Source organism: Flavobacterium sp. CG_9.1 (assembly GCF_015751645.1).
Lineage (GTDB): Bacteria > Bacteroidota > Bacteroidia > Flavobacteriales > Flavobacteriaceae > Flavobacterium > Flavobacterium xanthum.
The window spans coordinates 60,241-83,527 of the sequence record NZ_JADOVC010000008.1; the positions used below are offsets into that span (position 1 = coordinate 60,241).

A 23,287-nucleotide genomic window follows, 5' to 3' on the forward strand; every position below is an offset into this window, starting at 1 on the left:
CAAATATCTTTGTGCAAATTAATTTCAAACAATGAAAAAAGAGAATAATTACGTTATCATTTGGTTGCTATCGGGTTGCCTATTATTGTTTATTATGGTTGTAGTAGGAGGTATTACAAGATTGACCAATTCTGGATTATCCATGACTGATTGGCATTTAGTAACCGACACCTTCCCCCCTTTGTCAGAAGCAAAATGGTCTCAAGCCTTTGAAGAATATAAAAAATTTCCAGAGTATAAAAAAATTAATATCCATAACGATTTTACACTTAGCGATTATAAATTCATCTATTTTTGGGAGTGGTTTCACCGTTTAATAGGACGTATTATTGGTCTAGCCTTTATTATTCCTTTTATCTACTTCCTACTAAAAAAACGTCTTTCACGCGAGACTATCAAAAAATGTGTTGTATTACTATTTATGGGCGGTTTTCAAGGATTCTTGGGATGGTTTATGGTACGAAGCGGTCTAATTGACAATCCAGATGTAAGCCATTTTAGATTGGCCTTACATTTAACTTTCGCCTTTATCACTTTTGCTTACACATTATGGGTTGCATTGGATTTAATTTTTCCCAACAAAACACAAATCATTGTTCCATTGCGCAATCTGGCGCGCGTAGCACTAGTTTTTCTTGTCATTCAAATTATTTACGGTGGCTTTGTTGCCGGCTTAAATGCCGGTTTAATACACAACCATTGGCCTTTAATGAGTGATGGACAATTGATTCACGACAGCGTGTTCATTGAGCAAAAAACATTGTTTTTGAATCTTGTTGAAGGAAAAAGCGGCGTTCAATTTGTGCATCGAACCATGGCTTATGTTGTAGTGGGACTTATTATAGCTTTGTATTTTATTAGTAGGAAATACCTACTTACTATACTGCAGAAAAGCGCCATTAAAGTTTTAGTTGTTTTTGTATTTTTCCAATTTGCCTTAGGTGTTTTTACCTTGTTGTATGGGGTTCCGCTTTGGTTAGGTTTAGCGCATCAAATAATGGCTTTCTTTCTCTTGACAGCAATGACGTTCTCCTTGCATCGATTATCAAAATAAAATCATAATTTAGCACCATCATTACCTGACTATATTGTCACATTTCTTTGTTTATAAGCATAAATGTCTAAACTTGCTCCTCAAGATAAATTTTTAGATTTATCAGATTATGGAAGAACATTCGGGAAATTTCTCGCCAATCAATTAAAAAGTACCCGCTTTACTCCCATTCATGTTACCTTGCTATTTGGTGTTTCAGGTTTGATTGCTATTTACTTTATTATCAATGAATCATTCTACTTGGCTAGTATTTTCATACTATTAAAATCAGGAATCGATGCTGCGGATGGAGAATTGGCACGCTTAAAAAACACGCCTTCCTACACAGGAAGATACTTAGACAGCGTGTTTGATATCATCCTTAATTTTCTGTTTTTCATGACCATTTGTTACGTTTCAAAAACGAGTATCTGGCTTACTATTTTAGCCTTTTTTGGCATACAATTGCAAGGAACTTTATACAATTATTACTATGTGATTTTAAGAAACAAATCAGTGGGTGGAGATACAACTAGTAAAATTTTTGAATATAAATCTCCTCGAGCTTTACCTGGAGAAACTCAAAAATCTGTTGATATTTTATTCTTTGTTTACTCAATCGTTTACGGTGTGTTTGACAAAATAATTCACACATTAGACAAAGAGGCGTACAAAGTAAAAACCTTTCCTAACTGGTTTATGACCCTAGTCAGTATTTATGGATTGGGCTTTCAATTACTGATTATAGCCGTCATGCTGTCTCTCCATTTAATAGAATACATCATCCCGTTTTTCATAATCTATACCGCTTTAATTTTTGGAATAATTAGCATTAGGAAGGCCTGTTTTAAGGCGTAAAACTACTATAGAGATAATCTATATCAATTACCTAAAATAAACGTTACCATGATCTTACATCAAGTCACTTTAACATTTACTACAACCGTAGTTGCAACAAATTTGAGTAGTATAATTTAAAATAAGGAAACGTATTCCATAGGAATTATGCAATAGTTCAATAGAATTATATAACATTTTTAGCGTTTAAATTAACGAAATTTGTAAAGAACAAATAGTAATTTAAAACTTAGATATTATGCCAAATTCAAAAGAGATTGAAGGAAACTGGAATGAGTTGAAAGGAAAACTGAAACAAAAATTTGCTGATTTGACGGATGATGATTTACTATACGAAGAAGGAAAAGAAGATGAAATGTGGGGTAAATTACAACAAAAATTAGGTAAGACAGAGAAGGAAATTAAATCATTATTTGATTAATTTTTACATCCTAAAATGACTTAAAACTGTTTCAATTGTTAGATTCAAAAATTTCCCTTTTAGGACATTTTAACTTTCAATTGAAACAGTTTTATATGTTATAAAACTAACCAATCCACGTCTTAAAATCGGATGCTTTTTCTCTGCTCACAATCACTTCTTCCTCTTTATACGAAGGCAAAATAACTTTCAAACGAGAGTTGCTGTACACGACAATTTCTTTGATTGCTTTCAGCGGAATTATAAATTTTCTACTGATTCGAAAGAAATCTGCGGGATCTAATTCCTGCTCTAAAAGTTCCAAAGTACATTCGATTAAATAATTCCTGTTGTCAAAAGTATGCAAATAGGTTCCTTTATTTTCACTAAAAAAACATTCGATTTCTTCAATGGAAATCACTTTCAAATGTTGGCCTATTTTTACCGTAAACCGTTTTTTATAATTTTTCTCAAACGGATTGGTCAGCATCCTTTTGATTTGCTCAAAATCGATTCCGAGATTTTGAGATTGTAATTCTTGCTTTGGCAAAAGCGACTTGAACTTAGCAACTGCAATTTCAAGATCATCTTCGTCAATGGGTTTCAAAAGATAATCGATACTATTCAATTTGAAAGCACGAAGCGCGTATTCATCATAAGCTGTTGTAAAGATTACGGCGCTTTTAATTGCAACTTTTTCGAAAATTTCAAACGATAATCCATCCGATAACTGAATGTCTAAAAAAATCAGATCCGGGTGTTCATTTTTAGAAAACCATTCGAGTGCTTCTTCTACTGAATGCAGCATCACTCCTACTTGAATATTTAGTTTTTCCAGTTTTCTTTGCAGTAATCTTGCAGCTGGTTTTTCGTCTTCAATTATTATTGTGGTCATTTACGTAAAATCGTTAATTTGGTTATTTGTTTAACTGAATACTGCTACTGCATACTCCTTTTTACTCCCATTTTTCACTTTTTTCTTTCTCCATAAACTCTTTGATTTTTCTTTCTTCCCAGTTTTTTCCAAAAAAGATATTACCACCAAAAACGGACAATCCATGAAAGAATAGTCCTATTCCCCAAAAAAATGCAGTAAAGAAATTTTCTAGTTTAAAATAACTTTCGCCTGGTGAAAGATCCTTAACATTCAAAACAAAAATAAAAATGTTAACTAGAATGTAAATCATCAAATGGCTGTAAAACCCTTTTAACTTTTTTACTTTTTTTTGGGCTTCTGCATATCTGTCCTCGGATTGAAGGTTGTTATAATCCATTTCAACTTTATTTCGCATTGTACTTAATTTTAAATGATACTTTGTTAGACCTCAACAATTCATATTCTAATTTCCTGTTTGGCAAATCGTATTACTCCCAGTTTTTTTTATTTTCCTGATCCATTATTTGTTTGATCTTTTGCTCTTCCCAATCTTTACCCAAAAAAGGCATGTAATTAAACACTCTTAGTCCGTGTATAACCACTCCAATTCCCCAACCAAACAAAGGCCAATAAAACCAAAGATGATCTGGCGATGTAACGAGATTAATGACGAGTAATATGCTGTTAAAGACGATGTAGGAAACCAAGTTCCCATAAAACCCCTTTATTTCTTCAATTTGTTTTTTTGCTCTAAAATAGCGCTCGTCATTTTGATATGTATTTTCCATGATTTAATTTTTTAAGGGTTTAATTCCAATTTTTCTTGTTGTCTTCTTTTTGTAAAATTTCTTGAATCTTGCGCTCTTCCCAGTTTGAACTGTAACCATACACTTTTAAAGCGTGCATTAATAAACCAAATCCCCATCCCACTGCTGAAAACCAAAACCACTGAAAATGAGGTGAAAACTTTAAATTGATAAATATTAAAAAAGGAATCACGCAACAATACGAAATCAGGTTTCCGTAAAATCCTTTGAGTTCTTCTACTCTTTTTTTTGCTTTATAGTAGGCGTTGCTTTCGCTATAATTATTTGTTGTATCCATGACGGTTATTTGTTTGGTTAAAATGGGTATTTTGACAGTAAATGTCTCTTCATTCTGGACAATCAAAACCTTTCGTTTAGTAATAATTCCGTATCTATTGATGATATTTTGCAACCCAACACCTTGACGCTCTTGCAACACTTCTTTCTTTTGATAATCGTTTTGAACTGCTAAGTAATCGCCTTCTACACAAATCCTGATGTGCAATGGTCTTTGTTCACTAACCACGTTGTGCTTCACTGTATTTTCCAATAAAAGCTGCAAAGAAAGCGGTACGACTTTGGCTTCAGCCGAAATTTCAGTTGTTGGCATTTCATAAAATAAACTATTTTCGAAACGCATTTTCAATAAATTCATATACGTTTTGGCGAAAGCCAATTCTTCGGCAACCGAAACTAATTCCTTGTCTTTTTGTTCCAAAACATAACGATAAATTTTAGACAACGATGTTGTAAAGCGCTGCGCATTTTCTGGATTTTCTTCGATCAAAGAACTCAGTACATTCAAACTATTGAAAAGGAAATGAGGATCAATTTGGTTTTTTAAACTTTCAAACTTGGCATTAGCTGTTCCAGCGATAATTTTCTGTTCTTTGACTTTGTTTTCGTTATACGCTTTATAAAATGAAATTGCATGTACTGATAAAGTGACGAAAAAAGTAATGATAATCGATGCTAAATAATTGGAAGGCTTTTCGTTTGCCAAAAATTTTTCAAAAGAGGTATTACCGTAAACTACTTCTTCAAAAACATGCAGTAAAAAAATCACTGCTAATGAGACAACAAAAGAACCTAAAAAACCCGCTACCAATCTTTTAATTGAAAATCGATCTACAAAAAAGCTGTCTAATTTCACAAAAAGCAACGCATTAGCTCCGTAAAGCGAAAATGTATACAATGTTGTAAATAAAAAATGAACCAATAGCCTTTTGTTAAAATGAACTTCACTACCCATAATCACATTAATCACTTCAATTACAATAAATATAATTAGGGTTAGTTTTATTACTTTTTGAAGTTGTTTGTATAGTACATTCATTTTACTTTGCTATTTATTCCGATGTTACATTCAAGAAAAAGTTTCTTTTCTCTTATTTGCAATTTTTCTGTGCTTCGATGGCTCTCTCTAAACCCCATTTTGGAGAAAAAACTGTTTCAGGTTTAAAAGTAGCAAAAAGTCCAATAGCTTTTTCAATTTGAGTACACATTGGCTTGGTATCGGTTCCCCAAAATTTAGCACTACCCATTTCAAATTCGGCTTTACTAAAAACTACTCTTGGGTTTTCTGGTGCTATTGCCTGTGCTTTTCCGTACAATTCCATCACGGTTTCTGATAATTTTTGTCCGTTGGTCATAGGATCAAAAGCAATCCAAGCGGTGTGAATCATGGCTTGCATTACCAACAATTCGGCATTATTTGGATTTTTATCCATTTCTATATCCAATGCGTTTTGTGCTTTCGAAAGCAATAAATTCATTTGATCTTTGTCTTTGGTTTTAAAAGCAGTAGTTGTATTTATTAATGCAACATAATAATTAGGCAACCAACTTGTTTTTTCGGCAGCTGCAATTCGTTCGAATAGATCTGAAGCTTCCGTATTTTTTCCTTCGCCCCATAACTGGAAGGCTTTTCCCATTCCTTGTTCGAATTGCCCTTGAGCGGATACTAAACTACAGATAAAAAATACGATTGTGGTGATAACTTTTGTCATGATTTCTTGGTTTTAAATGGTTGTTTTTTTTGATGATTGAAACGTTGTGTTATTTATACTTCAAAAGTATCTCGGTTTTCATTGGATTAAAATTTATAAATACTGAACTGTCAATTTTGATGGATGAGTTGTATTCTGATTAGAAATTAATTTGTAATTTTGATAAAAACACTTGAGGATGAGTACTGCTGAATTAAAATTAAAATTATTCCGTGAAATCGATAATCTGGAAAAAACCAAATTAGAGGAAGTGTACGGGCTATTATTAAATTTCATAAACGCTGAGAAAATTAGCAATGAATGGGACACAATGCCACAAGCCAAACAACAAGGACTACTAGATGCAATTGAGGAATTGAATTCAAATGATGGTCTTGCTCATCAATCAGTTTTGGATAAGTACAAAACAAGGTATGCATAAATCTATCAAGTGGTCATCATTTGCAGATAAAGATCTAGCTAAACTGTTAGAATATCTTGATTCAAAGTGGAATAAATCAGTTTGTTTAAAATTTATTAATCATTTAGATTCTTGTGTCACTTTGATCCAACAAAACCCTAAGCAATTCCCCTTTATCAATAATGAACTACAAATAAGAAAGTGTGTGATCACAAAACAAAATTCACTTTATTATAGAGAAACTGATACTAGAATTGAGATTTTACGATTATACGATACGCGCCAAAACCCTGAAAATTTATTATTTTAAAGTAATTTTTAATCGTTAAAAGAGGCAACTTAAATCCATTACAAATTCCTCAACTGATTGTCTTTTTTATCATTGCTGATTGTCCAAAAGAAGCCTACAAAGAAAAACCGATCCGCTGTAGGAATGATTTCTTTTCTATTAAAAACGCCTGCATCGTTTGGCTTATTCGCGTATTCATAACCAAATACATTTTGAGAACCTAAAACATTGGAAACTGAGAAGTACAAAATCTTTTGTTGACTCAATAAATACGCCCAGTTAAAGCTCAAACTATTATACGATTTTGTTTTTCCATTCATAAATTTCGTTTCGTTTGGATTGTTATATGGTCGTCCAGAACTGTAGGAATTCGTAAAACCTATTTGCGATTTCCAGTCGTTTATCCAATATTTAGTAACAATTGATAAACTATGATCCGCAACGAAACTTGGGGTCACTTGAGAACTGAAATTTTTATAATCTCTTTCTGTATCGATGTACGAATAAGAAACCCAATATTCTAAATTTTTGATGGATTTTCCGTCTCTCCAAAACAAATCCAAACCTTTTGCATAACCAGAACCGGAATTATCATAAACCGAATTATAAGCTGCCATTTGAGTATCAAATTTTACTAAATCACGATAGTCTTTATAATAGGTTTCTGCACGAAACGTTTTTCCATTTTTATTGTACTGAAAATTCAAAATGTAATGCGACGCTTTCTCGCTTTCAAACTGATTGCTGTTGGAATATTTGATGTATTCTGCACTTGGAGTTTGGGTGAAATCGCCATACGCAAAGGAGAACTGACTGTTTTTAGCCATTTTATACGCAAATGAAATTCGGGGAGAAATAGCCGTTTCATTCAGCAAATCATTATTAGAAGCTCGCACTCCTACTTTTGCAGCCCACTTTTTAGAGAAAAAAATATCAGCTTCGGTATAAATAGCGGCACTGTTTGAATCGTACCCATTGGTGAAAACCGAACCGGAAATAGGATTAAAATCTTCCTTGAATTGTGTTACAAAATAATCCGCTCCAAAAGACAGTTTCAATCGGTCCGAAAAACTTTTTCGTAGTTTTAATTTTAAATGGGCCGCATTTTCGTCATTCACCACTTTATCTGAATCCAAATTTATTTTGTTGTTGCTATACCCATAACTCAAACCAGTAGTAATTTGCCAGTTATTGCCAAAAACTCCTTTGTAAGATGAATTCAAATAGAAATTATTATTATTCAAAGCAACCCTGATTTTATCTGGAGAATTGATGTTTTCCTGATTAATATCGAATGTAGAACTCTCAAAAGCAGCGTAAACTTTCAAAATTCCATTGTTGAAGTTATAGCGATACACGGTTTCACCCGACAAGGATTGAAAAGGACTGTTCCAATCCAAGTTTTGAGGAATCAATACTTGATACGGAGCTAAATTCAAGTAATTTGCATTCCCGCTCAAGGAACTTTTTTTCCATTTTTGAGTATTTCCAATTCCTAAACCAACGGTCATTAAAGAAATTTCGGTTTTATTTTGATCCGGCTCATCTTGTGTATTCAATAACAAAACACTGGAAAGTGCTTCGCCATATTCTGCGGAGTAACCACCCGTTGAAAATGACATTCCACTGAACAAAAAAGGAGAAAATCGGCCTCGTGTAGGTACGTTATTTGTACTTGCTCCGTAAGGCTGCGCTACCCGAATCCCATCTACAAAGGTTTGTGTTTCATTGGCCTCGCCACCACGAACAAATAATCTTCCGTCCTCGCCTACCGTTTGTGTTCCTGGCAAGGTTTGCAAAGCTGCAATAATATTTCCAGCAGAACCCGCTGTAGTAACGATATCTAATGGTTTTAGCACCGAAACTCTGGCTTTGTCGCCCGCTTCTAATGTTCCAGCTGTAATGACAACCGCATCTAGAGAGGTTACGCTTTCTCGCAGTTTGATTATTTTGTTTTGGAAATTAGCCACGTTGATTACTGTTTTTGAAGTTTCAAATATCAAGAAACTAACGACCAAAGTTGGATTTCCTATAGCTGTGGTTGTAAAACTAAAATCTCCAGTTTCAGTAGTTGAAGCGCCATCATAAGTCCCTTCGATAAAAACATTAGCACCTGAAACGGGTTTCCCTTTTTCATCTACTACTTTTCCTGAAATTGTATTTTGCGAAAAAATAAACGTGGTACATAATAAAAATGTAAGTGTAATAATGGTTTTCATCTGATTTGATTTTATGATGAAGCAAATGTAGCAGGACGACTACCGATGAAAAACTATACTATTCCGAACTGTTGAAATCAACGGATGAATTGTAAAGAATTTATTTTTCTGTTATATTTACAACAAGTCTGATAAAAACAGAGGCGATTTGCATGAGGGATAGCAGTGGAAATCCTTTATTTTCTCGTTGTCAAAACGAGAAAATAAAGATTGAAACGGATAGCCCGACCGCAGTCTCGTCTTTTCGGACGAGACTACGGTCATGCCCAAAAAAAATAAGAAAATCAACCATGGAAGTAAAGACAGAAAAAGAAAAGATGATTGCCGGAGACTATTAGTCAGCTGGTGATCCTGTTTTAGTAAAAGACCGTCGCAGAGCTAAGAACTTACTGCACCGATTGAATGTCACAGAATACCGAGTGACCAAAAAAGCGCGGGAAATAATCAAAGAGTTGATTCCGAATGCCGATGCAAATTTTTACATTGAACCGCCATTTCATTGCGATTACGGATACAATATCAGTTGTGGCGAAAATGTTTATTTCAATGTAAACTGCGTTGTTTTGGATTGTGCCAAAGTTACTATTGGCTCTAATGTGTTTTTTGCACCCAATGTACAGTTGTATACCGCAACACATCCGCTGGAAGCTGAATTGAGAAAAACGCTAGAAAATGCCTTACCCATAACCATTGGTGATGATTGCTGGATTGGCGGAAATACGGTGATTTGTCCTGGAATTACGATTGGAAAGGGCTGCGTGATTGGTGCAGGTTCAGTAGTTACAAAAGACATTCCTGATAATTCATTGGCGGTTGGAAATCCGGCAAAAGTGATTCGGAAATTGAATGAATGATGAATATTGAAATTGCAATTTCTCAAAACTAAATTTTCCTATCTTTGTTATAACAACTTAAACAAATCATAATGAAACATCTTAAAACATTTTTAGTCTTGGCACTTATCGTTGTCGCAAACTCAGTTTCGGCACAATCCACTTTTGATAAGTGGCCTGCCATAAAAGAATTTCACGAAGTAATGTCGCAAACTTTCCATCCGGCAGAAGAAGGAAATGTGGCGCCAATAAAAGCACGTTCAGAAGAAATGATGAACAAAGCAGCGATGTTATTAAAATCAGATATTCCAACAGAATTTAGAACAAACGCTATTTTAGCTTCAGCAGAACGACTGCAACTAAAAAGTAAAGCACTTCACAAATTAGTAAAGTCAAATGGAACTGATGCCGCAATTGTGAAATCAATTACGGATTTACACGACACTTTTCATGAAATTGTGGGACTTTGTTCTGACGCAAAAAAATAAAAACCTAAAGCCTAATCAACCGATTAGGCTTTTTCATTATAATAAAAATGCTACAACTCAATAAAATTAATCATATTGCCATTATTTGTTCCGATTATCAGAAATCTAAAACATTCTATACAACTATTTTAGGGCTTACAATTATTCAAGAAATTTATCGTGAGGAAAGACAATCGTATAAACTTGATTTAGCACTTAACGGAGACTATGTGATTGAATTGTTTTCTTTTCCAAATCCACCAAAACGTCCTTCGGGTCCTGAAGCGGCTGGAATGCGCCATTTAGCATTTGAAGTCAATGACATTCAAAAAACACGCGATTTTTTAGTGTATCAAAGTATTACTGCAGAAGCAATTCGTATTGATGAATTTACTCAAAAAAGCTTCTTCTTTATCGCAGATCCCGATAACTTACCGGTAGAGTTTTATGAAAAATAAGGCGTTTTTGTTTGTAAAAAAGTCAAAATAATATATAAATCACAAAAGAAAATAGTCTATCCATTTTCTTTATTTGATTCCGATTAAGTTTCTTTAATTTTGTATTACTCAGAAAATTAATTTTTCAAAATGAACAATACCACACAAATTAAAAAAAATTATCGCTTCATTAAAGTTCAAAAACTAGTAATTGTATCAATACTAATTGGTTTTCTATCGGCTTTTTTAGGTGTTATTTTAAAAAATACAACCGAATATTATGAAGAAATCTTTTTTCATAAAACGGTAGTTAACCCAATATTTTTAGTTGTTTTCCCCGTTTTTGGATTGTCAATTATCTATTTTCTGCGGGAATATGTATTCAAGAAAAAGGAAAATAAAGGCATAAAAGAAGTGTTTGAAAGCACTAATTCTCCTTCGAATAATTTACCCAGTTATAAAATTCCTTCTCATTTCATTAACGGCTTATTGACTGTCGTTTTTGGTGGCTCTACAGGAATAGAAGTCTCGACAGTTGTTGCTTCGGCTACAATAGGTTCTGTGGCACAAAGAAAACAAAATGTATTCCGACAATACAAAACCGAGTTAATCTGTGCGGGTGTTGCTGCCGGAATTACCGCATTATTCAGCAGTCCTATTGCCGGCCTTTTATTTTCATTGGAAGTAATTTCAAGAAAAGTAACTCGGGCATTTATACTAACCAATCTAATCGCTGTTTCAATCGCTTTTGGACTCCTTCATTTATTGGACGAAAAACCTTTGTTTGCAGTACATAATATGACTTGGCATTTAAGAGCTATTCCCTACTTTATACTGCTTGGAATTATAGCAGGAATAAATTCGGTTTATTTAACCCGTTGTGTGTTATTTTTTAAAGCACAATTTTCGAAAATAAAAGTACACTATTACAAAATCATCTTTGGATCTGTAATTTTAAGTGTTTCCCTTTTTGTATTTCCACAGCTTTATGGCGAAGGCTATCATGCCATCAAAACTATTTTCATCAATCCAAATGGAATGGTATTTTCAATGTCAATGATACTCACTTTCATTGGAATTTTAGTTTTGAAACCTATTGTTACCTCAGCCACTTTAGCTTCAGGAGGAGATGGCGGCGTTTTTGCACCAAGTCTTTTTATAGGAGCTTTTTTAGGATTGCTACTTGCTTTAATTTTAAATCAGTATTTCAATGCCAATGTAATTCCAATAAATTTCGTCATAATAGGAATGGCAGCCGTTTTGAGTGCCAGTATTCATGCGCCTTTTACCGCCCTATTTTTAGTGTGTGGTTTAACCAATGATTATACATTGTTTCTACCAATTCTAGTGGTGTGTTTAATCTCAAAATACACGGCTAAATTGATTTATCCGTTCACCGTTTACTCTTATTCTCCCAGTTTAGCAAAATAATTATCGATGGCAGTTCAAAAAATAAAAAGGAGTTACCGCAAAACAAAATACATTCTGTACAAAGAAACATTGGTTGACTTCAGAGAACATTTCTGGGCTTTTCTCGGTTCTTTTATAGGCATCGGAATACTCGCTTATTTACAATCCCAAACGTTACCGCAATCTGATGTGGTATATTTAATCGGTTCCTTTGGCGCCTCCAGTGTTTTAGTTTATGGTGTAATCCAAAGTCCATTGGCACAACCAAGAAACCTTATTGGAGGACACTTAATTTCTGCAATTATAGGAGTTACCGTTTTTCAATTCGTTCCGGATCTAGTTTGGATAACCGCCCCGCTTGCCGTTTCTTTGTCTATTGTTTTTATGCAAATAACGAAAACTTTGCATCCACCAGGCGGTGCAACTGCTCTAATTGCAGTTACTGGTTCAAATGAAATTAAAAATATGGGCTATTGGTATGTACTTTCCCCAGTATTGAGCGGCGTACTAATTTTGCTTGCTGTAGCTTTGGTTTTTAATAATATGACATCAAATAGACAGTATCCAACTCATAAAAAATACCATCAGTTCCGAAAAAGAGTTGCACGTGTTTTTAAAAATAAACCAAACGATCAAAAACTGTAATTTCAGAGGTAAATATTTAGTTCTAAAACAAGATTTGCTTTTTTCTATTTTGTTGAAATAGTATCATCTTGATCATTTTCTTACTTCCGCATACGTAAAAATATTATCAACAAATCGAAAATCTGAAATCTAAATCTAAAATTATATTTTACCTTTGGCCTTTCAATAAAAACAAAGATTATGGTATATAAATTTAGAGTGATTCTAGACGCAGAAGAAGATGTTTTTAGGGACATTGCAATACTTGAAGACGATACTTTAGAAGATTTACACAACGCTATTTTCAATTCTTTCGGTTTTGATGGAATGGAAGTGGCTTCTTTTTATACTTGTGATGAAACTTGGAATCAAGAAGAGGAGATTTCACTTTTTGATACCGGTGATGTTCCCGGTGAACAAAAGGTCATGAGCGATTACCAATTATCCAATATTTTAGACAAGCAAAACACTAAAATTCTTTATGTATACGATTTCATCAATATGTGGACGTTCCTTGTGGAACTTGCTGCTGTAGAAGATCAAGTTGTTGGTAATTTATATCCTGAAACTATTTTTTCTCATGGTGAAATGCCTGACGAAGCAATGGAAAAAAACTTTGAATCAGACAATGCAGATGATTACAATGACGAATTTGAAGATGGCTTAGACGAGGATGATTTAGACATGTTTGAAGGCGATGACAGTTTTGAAGATTATGGATTTGAGGAGAATTGGAATTAATTCTTAAAGAAGGTGCTAGCTACTAAGGTGCAAAGTTGCAAAGGTTTTAAAAATATAAGAACATGAGTACATTTAGAGACTTACTGATTTGGCAAAAATCTATGGTTTTAGTTACCGATATCTACCCGTTAACAAATTCATTTCCAAAAGAAGAAATTTACGGTTTAACTTCGCAAATCAGGAGAAGCTCAGTCTCAATTCCGAGTAATATCGCTGAAGGTTATGGCAGAGATGGTAATAAAGATTATCTAAAATTCTTGAATATTGCAATAGCTTCATTATTTGAAATACAAACACAACTTGAAATAGCATTTAATCTAAAATACACAAACGAAATTCAATTTAACAAAATATACGAAGAAAGCAGAGAAATAGAAAGAATGTTAAGTTCTTTCATTAGAAAAATAAAAGAGCGAATTTAAAACCTTAATTTCTTTGTCTCTTTGCTCCTTTGAAACTCAAAAAAACCATGATCAACTTATACAACACCCACATCGAAAACTTATCCATTCATAGAGTGGGAAATAAAAGTAGAAACGAAGCGATCTTTTTATCGGAGCAACCATTTAATCTGAATGATGAAATTGTGCCTTTGATGAAAGAATTTTTCTTTAAACCCTTTAGAGAAAAAGAAGAAAACTATTTTCAGTTTGCCCATGAAATTGATTTGGACTATAACGACATGTTCAAATTTGCAACGGAAGTTTTTGATAATCCAAGTACAATTCATGAAGTTTCTAAAAAAATCACCTCACACTTATTTGAGCAGTCGAATCATCCGCACATCAAGAATGGTGAAGTATATGTTACTTATTTAACCAATGTAAGTATCGATAATAATGTGGTTGACGCTATAGGGATTTTCAAAAGTGAAATTCAAGCTGACTTTTTGCAGTTTGAAGAAAAAGCTTCCCATTTAGAGATGATTTTACAACATGGTGTGAGTTTGAATAAGCTAGATAAAGGATGCATTATCTTTAACTACAAAAAAGAAGAAGGATACAAAATCCTGACTGTTGACAGCAACCGTTATGATGCGAGATATTGGTTGGAACATTTCTTATCTGTGGATGCTTTTGAAGATGAAAACTTCATCACTAAAAAATACCTTAAATTCTGTCAGAACTTTGCGAAAGACGTTGTTTTTCCTGCTGAAGACAAGAAAGAAGAAGTGATGTTTATGAACCGTTCCGTAAATTATTTTGCCAAAAACGATCAGTTCGAAGAAACGAATTTTCTTAATGAAGTTTTAGACAATCCAGACTTAATTCCTGAGTTTAAAAACTATAAAGTCGACAAAGGAGAGAAATACAGCATTGAAGATGTTACCTCTTTCCCTATTGCGAATGCAGCGGTTTCTGATGCTAGAAAATCCATCAAAAACGTGATCAATTTAGATACGCACATCCAAATTAAAATGGATTTTATCAATCCTGAAAGTGCGGAGAAATATGTGGAAAAAGGTTGGGATGAAGAAAAACAAATGTATTATTACCTTGTTTACTTCAATAAAGAAGAGAAATCATAGCTTAAAAAGCACGCAATAACGCACTATAAAAAAGATTCAGTCCCCAATTCACTTCTGTAATTGGGGATTTTTACATTTAAAAATAAAACTCCAAAAACAATTCCAAAAATTTGGTTTATTTGTAAATTAGTAGCTCTTAAAATAAAAGAAAAATGGCGCATAATTTTTTTAAAGAAAGTCCGTTCAAAACCCTAATATCATTTCATAAGCTTATTGAAGCCTTGGAAGCAATTGCGGTCACTAATGTGGATTATCGTGCTAATTATGCCGCCGCTTTGTTAAAAGAAATAGAGCCCCTACCTGAATTTAGAACAGGCATTGAAGATTTGAGCATAATTTCTGAAAATGAAACTTTAATTAAGCATTTGCTAGCTGATTTATTTCCAACTGCATTAACAAATAATGAAATTAAGGCAGTTACAATTCCATTTCAAAATTTTACGTTCAATTACACGGAAAGATTCAAGAAAATAGTCACAGAAGCTGGTGTATTATTTGACATGGCCATTCGAGATTTTAATGAACATCAATTTTATGTAATGAGTTGTACGTTGATTTTGAATGCGATTTACGGACAGAAAATAGACTTTAATAAGCCCTTATTTTACGATATACCAAACAAAAAAGGAATTATGAATCAGTATCGTATTTTGTACAATGCTGATTTTTTAGAAATTATTGCAACCGAAAAAGCACCAAAGCTATCGCAGGATGACATAGATTTGTTGATGGACAATTATGACAACCTTGCTTTGTGGAAAGAAAAATTTCCTGTTGAGAGTTGGATTCTCAAAGGATTTGGCATTGCCATTTTATTTGATGCCACCACGGAAAGTTCCATTTCAAAGTTAAAAAGCAATCTATTGAAGCCCGAAAAGGAGCAAATAGAGTTGCAAGAAAACTTCGAATCTATTTTTCGTTCCATTTTCAAAATTACTGATTTAAGAGTGGGAGTTATTGTTTACAATGAAGAGGAAGATAAATTTGTAAAACCCACTTTGAATGACAAGAGTTTGACCAGTTTCATACTCGCAGATAGTGAAGAAGTAGCTTGTAAAAATGCACTTTTTAGTTGTTCTTTTGAAAATCTGTTGGAAAATAAAAAAATTATATCCATTTCAAATGTTGAAAAATTTGCGCAACAACCAGAAAATGAAATACTAGGCAATCATTTATTGAAACAAAATATTCAGAGCTGCATTTTTGCTCCCATTTTAAAAAACGGTGTACTTTTAGGAGTAGTTGAACTCGTTTCCGCATATCCTAGGGAATTAAATAGTATTAACGCTTGCAAACTAGATTTGATTTTACCCTATTTAATTGATACCGTCGAGCGCTACAATACGGATATGCAAAATCAAATTGAAGCCATAATCCAAAGGGAATATACTGCTATTCACCCGAGTGTTTACTGGAAATTCAGAAGGGAAGCATTAGATTATTTTGAAACGAGTAGCCATAATAAAGGCTTCATTTTTAAAGAAATCGTATTCAAAGAAGTATATCCTTTGTTTGGACAAATAGACATCAAAGGATCATCAGAACATAGAAACGAGTGTGTTAAGGAAGACCTAAAAAACCAAATTAGTGCTCTCATCCACCTTTTTAAAAATCAAGAATCAAAGATCAACTTAGTTTTACTAGAACAACGAAAATTTGAATTAGATTCCCTTCTTACGCAACTGGAATTACCATTGAAAGCAGATACAGAGCAGCAAATTCAGCTTTATATTGAAAATGAGATTCATCCTATTCTAAATAATAGCGAAGCCGGTTCAACTGAAGCACTTTTAGTCGCCAATTATTTCGAAAGCATAGATAAGAAATCGGGCCTGTTTTATCAATCCAGAAAGAAATTTGATAATGCCATGTCTATTATCAATAAAAAACTAGCTTCACTCCTTGATAAAAAACAAATAGAGGCACAAAACATATATCCTCATTATTATGAGCGTTTCAAAACTGATGGCGTAGAACACAATCTTTACATAGGATCTTCGATTGCTCCATCAAAACCATTTGACACACTCTACCTCCATAATTTGAGATTGTGGCAGTTACAAACCTTATGCGAAATGGAGATGAAACACCACCAACTCAAACTCTCTTTGCCCTACGAACTCGATGTTACAGGATTAATTCTAGTTTTTAGTTCTCCCATTTCAATTCGGTTTAGAATGGATGAAAAACGTTTTGATGTAGATGGCACCTATAATGCTCGCTATGAAGTGGTAAAAAAACGTATCGACAAAGCTATGATCAAAGGCAGCAGTGAGAGAATTACAGCAAAAGAAAAAATAACAATCGTTTATTCCCATACCAATGAAGAAATGGAATATTTGAATTACATTAAATTTTTACAATTCAAAAAGATTTTAGAATCTACAGTCGAACAATTTGAAGTAGAGGAATTACAAGGCATCTCCGGCTTAAAAGCAATTAGAGTGAAAGTTAGCAATGAACATAGAAAGCAAATCCCAAATAATTTTTCGTACCAAGATTTGCTGGATGAATTAAACTAAGCGCCCACCATCCTGAAGGCAATTACAAAAGAAACAACTGATATTATAATTCCTATCATAAATAAATTGTAAGCAATTCTTAACAATCGGTATTTTTTTTCGAGAACCAATCCCAGAAAATACAAATCCTTAATCATAGAATTATACAGGTATTCTTTGTCTTTCATCATTTCATTCATTGCCCATTGGTACTCCTCCAAAGGCATTTTATAGAAATTTCCAAAAAAAAGCAAGTTCACTTTTTTGTTTTCGATGTCTTGTCGAGTAAAAACTCCTTTGGTCACTTTTGGTCGTGTAGAAAGTATTGCAAAAATTATAGTGGTTACACTGGACAAGAGCATGACAAAAGTAGGAATCATCAAATGAGCATTGTTAGGACTATCTAATTTAGGGATCAATGTTGAGAGTGCAATGGAAATAATTATAGCATTTACCGACAGTAATATATTCGCTTTACTATCTGCAATACCACTCAAACTAGTATGATTATTTAAGGTGATACGAAAAAGAGTATCGATGGCTCGTTCCGGTTTTTGTTCTTTTTCCCTTTTTTTTAATTCTTTCTCCAATTCTTCTTTAGCATTGCCTTCCATTTTTTTTCCTTTTTTCTTTAGTCGCGTTACCGTTTTTTCTTTTAATGGTTGCCAATTTCTCAAAGCATAATCCGTGTAGTACTGATGTCTATCCGACATAAATTTTATGTTTTCAGTATTCCAGTCATAATCAGAAAAGGTTTTTTGATCCATATTTTGCCACTCCATTCGCAACGCACTACTCGTTACTGGATAATCATCACTGGCTAAATGGAAATAATCCGCATCCCTTATTATTTTTTCAATAGGACTTTTAGGTATATATCCGAATGCTGTTGACCGTATTAAATTAGCTATGTTGGCCATATAATCAGGCGATTTTTCATTTTCTTGTAGAAACTCGTTAGCGATTACCACACTAGATTCTTCATGATCATCACAACCATTAATATATCCCGTGTCATGAAACCATGCAGCAATTATCAAAATTTCTCGATCAGAAGAATTAAGATCTGCTGCATCAGCGAGAGTTTTAGCAGCGGTAACGACATCAATTGTGTGTTGTAAATTATGATAGGTATATAACGAAGAAAGTCTATCTTTGAATAATTTTTTAACAAATACTTCAGCCTGTTCTGTTAGATTCATGGACTTATTTTTATACTAAATTATGAAATTATTTTTGGATAAATGTTTTATTACCTCCAATAAAGCAGGTTTTATATTTTTTATTGTAGCGCTATTTTTTCAATCGTGCGCAACACATCATGCCCAGTTTGGAAAAAACATCAAAAATGTAGTTTCCCAAAACGCAACAGATAGTTCAGCAATTGCGCATACTTTTTATTTAATTGGAGATGCTGGTAACGCCAATGAAAAGAAAGCACAGCAAACATTACTTATACTGGAGGAACGTTTACAAAAAGCCAATAAAAACAGTACTCTTTTATTTCTTGGTGATAATATTTATCCAAAAGGATTGCCTGCAACTGATAGTCCAAATGAACGAATTATCGCGGAAAGTAAATTGACAAATCAACTTAAATTATCTAAAAAATTTAAGGGGCAAACTATCTTCATTCCCGGAAACCACGATTGGTATAGCGGAATTAAGGGATTAGAACGCCAGGCTAAATTTGTAACGGAGTACCTCAACGACAAGAAATCATTCCTTCCTAGAAAAAGTTGCGGTATTGATGATTTAGAAATCAACGAAAATCTGGTTTTAATCACTATCGACAGCCAATGGTTTTTAGAGGATTGGGACAAAAGCCCTACAATAAATGATGATTGCTCGATCAAAACTCGAGAAGCTTTTTTTGAAGAATTTGAAAACCTTTTGAGTAAGAATCAAGAAAAAACAGTAATTCTCGCGCTACATCACCCGCTAATGAGCAATGGATCACATGGAGGTCAATTTTCACTAGAAAAACAACTTTTCCCCTTAGAACAAAAGATTCCGCTTCCAATTTTAGGTTCTGTAATCAATTTTGTCCGAAAAACATCTGGAGTAAGTCCACAAGATATTCAAAATAAGCAATACAGCCTTTTTATCAAAAGGGTAAAAACACTACTTCAAAATCAGGACAATGTTATTGTAGTATCCGGCCATGATCACAATTTACAGTATATTGAAAAAGACAATATAAAGCAAGTTATCAGTGGTGCAGGTTCTAAATCTGAAGCTGCTAAAGCACTTTATCCAAATGATTTTTCCTATGGTCGAAATGGGTATGCTTCTTTGGCAATCTATGAAAATGGGGCGGCAAAAGTATCATTTTATGGCCAAGAAAATAATACCGAAAAACTTATCTTTGAAAAATTGGTATTGGACAAAAAAGAGGATTATAACACGAAAGTATTTTCAACCTCATTTCCCAAAACGACCACTGCTAGTATTTATACTTCCAAACAAACCCAGAAATCAGGGTTTTATAGGTTCTTCTTCGGAAACCACTACCGCAAATATTACAGCCTACCCATAGTGGCTACAACTACTACAATTGATACTCTTTATGGAGGATTACAACCAAAGCGTTCTGGCGGCGGACATCAATCTAATTCCTTACAACTCATTGATAAAACGGGAAAAGAATATGTGATGCGTGCTATGAAAAAAAGCACAACACGTTTTATCCAATCCGTAGCTTTCAAGAATCAGTTCATCCAAGATGAATTTGACGATACGTATGCCGAAAATTTATTATCTGATTTTTATACTACTGCACATCCTTATACGCCCTTTGCTGTGGGCAATTTAGCCTCAAAAATAGGTGTTGCTCATGCGAATCCTAACTTATACTACATTCCAAAACACAGTGCGTTGCAAAATTTCAATGCTGAATTTGGAAACGAATTATACTTGGTGGAAGAGCGTCCAACAGATAGCCAAAAGGATGTAGCAAGTTTTGGCAATCCAATGGCAATCATCAGCACAAAAGAGGTAATGAAAAACCTACACAAAGACGAAAAATACACAATAGATGAAAGTGCTTATATTATAGCGCGATTATTTGACATGCTTATAGGCGATTGGGACCGTCATGAAGATCAGTGGCGTTGGGGCGAATATAAAGTAGATCAAAAAGTAATTTACAAACCCATTCCGCGAGATCGAGATCAAGCATTTACAAAATATGATGGTGCGTTGCTCTTTGTATTGATGAAAAGTATACCATTACGTCACATGCAGTCTTTTGGGGACAAAATGAAAAACGTCAAATTGATGAATCGAGAACCTTACCCCTTAGACCTCGCTTTTATAAAAACTGCCGATGAAAACGAATGGATCAAACAAGCAAAATACATCCAAGATAACCTATCAGATGAAGCTATAGGGGCGACCTTTGATAATTTACCTGAGGCTGTACAAGATGAGACATTGCAAGATATCAAACGAAAATTAAAACTTCGTAAAAAAGAATTACAGCAGTCTGCCTCCCAATATTACACGGTTTTACAGCACACTGTTTTGATTGTTGGAACAGATAAAAAAGACAAGTTTGTAATCCAGAATAAAGGAAGAAACAAACTCGAAATCCAAGTTTTTCGCTTGAAAAATGATGGAGACGAACTACAATATACTAAAAACTTTAACGCTAAAAACACAAAAAAAATATGGATTTATGGTTTAGATGATGATGATATTTTTGAAGTAAAAGGAAAAGCACAATCAGGAATTAAAATCCGACTAATTGGAGGTCAAAATGAGGATTCTTACATTGTTGAAGACGGAAGAAAAATTAAAATTCATGATTTTAAGTCCAAGACTAATACGTATGCATTAGATGCGAAGAGTAAAATTTTATTATCAGACGACTACGAAACTAGCTTATACGATTATAAAAAACCGAAATATAATGCTTTTTCTGGGCTTCCAAATATTGGATTTAATCCTGATGACGGAATAAAAATAGGCATTGCAACCGGTTATCTTGTTAATGATTTTAAACAGAATCCCTACACTCAAAAACACAGTTTAAAAGCGAATTATTTCTTTGCTACAAAAGGGTATGAAGTTATTTATAATGGTAAATTTCCGAAATTATTTGGCAAATGGGATGCCGATTTTGAGAGCCGTTTCACCAGTCCTAATTTCACGATTAATTACTTCGGCTACGGAAATGAAACGGTAAACGAAGATGATGCGTTTGGTATGGATTTCAATCGCGTTCGTATCCGCATGCTAAAAGTAATGCCATCCATAAAAAGAGTTGGGAAATCCGGCAGTACCATTCAGCTTCAAACCAGTTTTGAAAGAATCACCGTAGAAGAAACTATGAATCGGTTTGTAGATCTTTCTTCAAGTGTAAATCCAGCTGTTTTTCAAAGTCAACAATTTGCTGGAGCAATGATGAAATACAGTTTTGAAAATTATGATGTACTATCTTTTCCCTTTATGGGAATGGGGTTTAGTATCGCAGGTACTTGGAAAATGAATCTAGAAGATACCAAAAGAAATTTTCCTGCACTAGAAAGCAAGCTTAATTTTAATCACAAAATAGACGCCAACGGAAAGCTAGTGTTCGCAACTATACTTAAAGGAAAAGCCGTATTAAATGACAATTTTGAATTTTACCAAGGAGCGACTTTAGGAGGTGATTATGATTTAAGAGGTTTCAGAAATGAACGTTTTTTAGGCAACCGATCTTTCTATCAAAGTAGTGATATTCGTTTGAATTTAGGAAAAATAAAAAGGACCATTATACCGATGTCTTATGGAGTCTTAGGTGGTTTTGATTACGGTAGAGTATGGCAGAAAGGCGAGAGTTCTGATAAATGGCACCAGTCATTTGGTGGCGGCTTATGGCTTAACGGACTAAATGTATTAACGGCCCGGATCACTTATTTTAAAAGTGCAGGCGAAGAAGCACGAATTGCTTTTGGTCTAGGATTTGGATTTTAACATTTTAAGACTGACATTATACACATTTCCTCCAATGCTTTTGGTTCTTTCATCAGCAAGGAATAAGCGGTCATTATCTTTAAAACAAGCCGCTTCTTTTTGAGAGAAATGATTTAATTCCAGAACAGTTTTAGTACCATTAAGGAAGTCATCGTTTTTAAAATTTTCAAATAAAAATAGTTTATCGTGTGTTAAAATAGCAACTTTCTCATCGTTTGGGCTAATGGTTGCACTGGTGATTGCGCAACTATTGTACACTGTACATGTTTCAAATTTCCCCATTAAAACCGCTAGATGAACTCCTGGAGCATTCGGTATTTTATATAAAAATGCTGTTCCATCAAATCCTTTACTTCTATTTTTTGTGAAAAGATAGAAATTATCTTTAAACTCGAAAAAACCTTCTACATCATAAAACATTTCTGATTTCTTAGGTGGAAAATCTTTTTGTTCAGGATAAGTAAAAGAAATCTTGTATACTGGTGTTGCACTTTTGCTTTGTAACGCGTTTTTATCAATTTTGTAGATACTCAAGTCCTTTCTTTCATTGTCATTATTACCAAAATCGCCAATATAAAGATTTCCTTCTTTGTCTTTTGTGATGTCTTCCCAATCGATATTATCTGTGTTTGCGATCGTTAAGGTATTCTCGATTTTTCCATTAGAATTAATACTATAAATTGCATTTGGGTTTCCACGATCTTCTAATACCCATAACAAATTAGCACTAGGTACATACGTTATTCCTGACACCTCTTTTAATTTATTGGGAAAAGAAAAGAGTGGTGTCAAAGAATTTGATTCTTGCTGACAACCCATCAAAATAAAAGAGAAACTCAATAAAAAATATTTTTTCATAAAAAAGAACTTGACGTTAATTTGAATAGCATAAGGAA

Annotated in this window: 22 protein-coding genes and 1 pseudogene; 15 read left to right on the forward strand and 8 right to left on the reverse strand. The window is 33.7% G+C overall.

The window, feature by feature from the left end; translation table 11 throughout:
- Window positions 1-31 precede the first annotated feature (31 nt).
- The 3 genes from IWX83_RS06200 to IWX83_RS06210 all read left to right on the forward strand — a co-directional run bounded on the left by IWX83_RS06200 (window position 32) and on the right by IWX83_RS06210 (window position 2,312).
- Complete coding sequence (locus IWX83_RS06200; protein WP_196828394.1) at window positions 32-1,054, forward strand: COX15/CtaA family protein; 1,023 nt, start codon at window positions 32-34, stop codon at window positions 1,052-1,054.
- Window positions 1,055-1,117: 63 nt separating this feature from the next.
- Window positions 1,118-1,891 carry a CDP-alcohol phosphatidyltransferase family protein gene (locus tag IWX83_RS06205; RefSeq protein WP_196828396.1) on the forward strand — a complete coding sequence of 258 codons (774 nt, stop codon included), beginning with the start codon at window positions 1,118-1,120 and terminating at the stop codon, window positions 1,889-1,891.
- 238 nt (window positions 1,892-2,129) lie between these two features.
- Window positions 2,130-2,312, forward strand: a complete 183-nt coding sequence (locus IWX83_RS06210; RefSeq protein ID WP_091258074.1) for a CsbD family protein — start codon at window positions 2,130-2,132, stop codon at window positions 2,310-2,312.
- A 106-nt stretch (window positions 2,313-2,418) separates the two neighbouring features.
- On the opposite strand, the gene IWX83_RS06215 is transcribed toward IWX83_RS06210, so the two are convergent.
- The 5 genes from IWX83_RS06215 to IWX83_RS06235 form a co-directional block, all read right to left on the reverse strand.
- The gene (locus tag IWX83_RS06215; RefSeq protein ID WP_196828398.1) at window positions 2,419-3,186 is read right to left on the reverse strand and encodes a LytTR family DNA-binding domain-containing protein; all 768 of its coding nucleotides are present in this window, start codon (window positions 3,184-3,186) and stop codon (window positions 2,419-2,421) included.
- 61 nt (window positions 3,187-3,247) lie between these two features.
- Complete coding sequence (locus IWX83_RS06220) at window positions 3,248-3,583, reverse strand: 2TM domain-containing protein (protein ID WP_073354261.1); 336 nt, start codon at window positions 3,581-3,583, stop codon at window positions 3,248-3,250.
- Between the two features lie 73 nt (window positions 3,584-3,656).
- Window positions 3,657-3,956 carry a 2TM domain-containing protein gene (locus tag IWX83_RS06225; RefSeq protein ID WP_073354262.1) on the reverse strand — a complete coding sequence of 100 codons (300 nt, stop codon included), beginning with the start codon at window positions 3,954-3,956 and terminating at the stop codon, window positions 3,657-3,659.
- Between the two features lie 19 nt (window positions 3,957-3,975).
- Window positions 3,976-5,310 (reverse strand): histidine kinase, encoded by a 1,335-nt coding sequence (locus IWX83_RS06230; RefSeq protein ID WP_196828400.1) that lies wholly within the window; start codon window positions 5,308-5,310, stop codon window positions 3,976-3,978.
- 52 nt (window positions 5,311-5,362) lie between these two features.
- The gene (locus IWX83_RS06235; protein WP_196828402.1) at window positions 5,363-5,983 is read right to left on the reverse strand and encodes a hypothetical protein; all 621 of its coding nucleotides are present in this window, start codon (window positions 5,981-5,983) and stop codon (window positions 5,363-5,365) included.
- 178 nt (window positions 5,984-6,161) lie between these two features.
- On the opposite strand from IWX83_RS06235, the gene IWX83_RS06240 reads away from it, so the two are divergent.
- Both IWX83_RS06240 and IWX83_RS17435 read left to right on the forward strand, forming a co-directional pair.
- Window positions 6,162-6,404 carry a hypothetical protein gene (locus IWX83_RS06240; protein WP_066078186.1) on the forward strand — a complete coding sequence of 81 codons (243 nt, stop codon included), beginning with the start codon at window positions 6,162-6,164 and terminating at the stop codon, window positions 6,402-6,404.
- Window positions 6,397-6,693: a type II toxin-antitoxin system RelE/ParE family toxin gene (locus IWX83_RS17435; RefSeq protein WP_196828404.1), complete on the forward strand. Its 297-nt coding sequence runs from the start codon at window positions 6,397-6,399 to the stop codon at window positions 6,691-6,693. The genes IWX83_RS06240 and IWX83_RS17435 overlap by 8 nt, the downstream gene beginning before the upstream one ends.
- 38 nt (window positions 6,694-6,731) lie before the next feature.
- Here IWX83_RS17435 and IWX83_RS06250 read toward each other — a convergent pair whose 3' ends face one another.
- Window positions 6,732-8,891 carry a TonB-dependent receptor gene (locus tag IWX83_RS06250; RefSeq protein WP_196828406.1) on the reverse strand — a complete coding sequence of 720 codons (2,160 nt, stop codon included), beginning with the start codon at window positions 8,889-8,891 and terminating at the stop codon, window positions 6,732-6,734.
- A 290-nt stretch (window positions 8,892-9,181) separates the two neighbouring features.
- Between IWX83_RS06250 and IWX83_RS06255 the strand changes: the two are divergent.
- The 9 genes and pseudogenes from IWX83_RS06255 (at window position 9,182) to IWX83_RS06295 (ending at window position 17,453) form a co-directional block, all read left to right on the forward strand.
- A pseudogene (locus IWX83_RS06255) lies at window positions 9,182-9,745 on the forward strand (sugar O-acetyltransferase).
- A 71-nt stretch (window positions 9,746-9,816) separates the two neighbouring features.
- A complete protein-coding gene (locus tag IWX83_RS06260; protein ID WP_073354271.1) occupies window positions 9,817-10,212 on the forward strand; it encodes a hypothetical protein in 396 nt (131 codons plus the stop codon).
- A 47-nt stretch (window positions 10,213-10,259) separates the two neighbouring features.
- Window positions 10,260-10,649: a VOC family protein gene (locus IWX83_RS06265; RefSeq protein WP_196828408.1), complete on the forward strand. Its 390-nt coding sequence runs from the start codon at window positions 10,260-10,262 to the stop codon at window positions 10,647-10,649.
- A 129-nt stretch (window positions 10,650-10,778) separates the two neighbouring features.
- Window positions 10,779-12,059, forward strand: a complete 1,281-nt coding sequence (locus tag IWX83_RS06270; protein ID WP_196828410.1) for a chloride channel protein — start codon at window positions 10,779-10,781, stop codon at window positions 12,057-12,059.
- Between the two features lie 6 nt (window positions 12,060-12,065).
- Window positions 12,066-12,683: an HPP family protein gene (locus IWX83_RS06275; protein ID WP_196828412.1), complete on the forward strand. Its 618-nt coding sequence runs from the start codon at window positions 12,066-12,068 to the stop codon at window positions 12,681-12,683.
- Between the two features lie 180 nt (window positions 12,684-12,863).
- Window positions 12,864-13,403 (forward strand): hypothetical protein, encoded by a 540-nt coding sequence (locus tag IWX83_RS06280; RefSeq protein ID WP_196828414.1) that lies wholly within the window; start codon window positions 12,864-12,866, stop codon window positions 13,401-13,403.
- A gap of 62 nt (window positions 13,404-13,465) precedes the next feature.
- Window positions 13,466-13,825, forward strand: coding sequence for a four helix bundle protein (locus IWX83_RS06285; protein WP_196828416.1), 360 nt, complete (start codon window positions 13,466-13,468; stop codon window positions 13,823-13,825).
- 47 nt (window positions 13,826-13,872) lie between these two features.
- Complete coding sequence (locus IWX83_RS06290; RefSeq protein WP_196828418.1) at window positions 13,873-14,931, forward strand: nucleoid-associated protein; 1,059 nt, start codon at window positions 13,873-13,875, stop codon at window positions 14,929-14,931.
- Window positions 14,932-15,083: 152 nt separating this feature from the next.
- Window positions 15,084-17,453: a GAF domain-containing protein gene (locus IWX83_RS06295; protein ID WP_196828420.1), complete on the forward strand. Its 2,370-nt coding sequence runs from the start codon at window positions 15,084-15,086 to the stop codon at window positions 17,451-17,453.
- Here IWX83_RS06295 and IWX83_RS06300 read toward each other — a convergent pair.
- On the reverse strand, window positions 17,450-18,634 hold the full coding sequence (locus IWX83_RS06300) for a Pycsar system effector family protein (RefSeq protein WP_196828422.1): 1,185 nt from the start codon (window positions 18,632-18,634) through the stop codon (window positions 17,450-17,452). The genes IWX83_RS06295 and IWX83_RS06300 overlap by 4 nt on opposite strands.
- A gap of 22 nt (window positions 18,635-18,656) precedes the next feature.
- On the opposite strand from IWX83_RS06300, the gene IWX83_RS06305 reads away from it, so the two are divergent.
- On the forward strand, window positions 18,657-22,391 hold the full coding sequence (locus IWX83_RS06305; RefSeq protein ID WP_196828424.1) for a metallophosphoesterase: 3,735 nt from the start codon (window positions 18,657-18,659) through the stop codon (window positions 22,389-22,391).
- Here IWX83_RS06305 and IWX83_RS06310 read toward each other — a convergent pair.
- The gene (locus IWX83_RS06310; protein ID WP_196828426.1) at window positions 22,374-23,249 is read right to left on the reverse strand and encodes a hypothetical protein; all 876 of its coding nucleotides are present in this window, start codon (window positions 23,247-23,249) and stop codon (window positions 22,374-22,376) included. The genes IWX83_RS06305 and IWX83_RS06310 overlap by 18 nt on opposite strands.
- Window positions 23,250-23,287 lie beyond the last annotated feature (38 nt).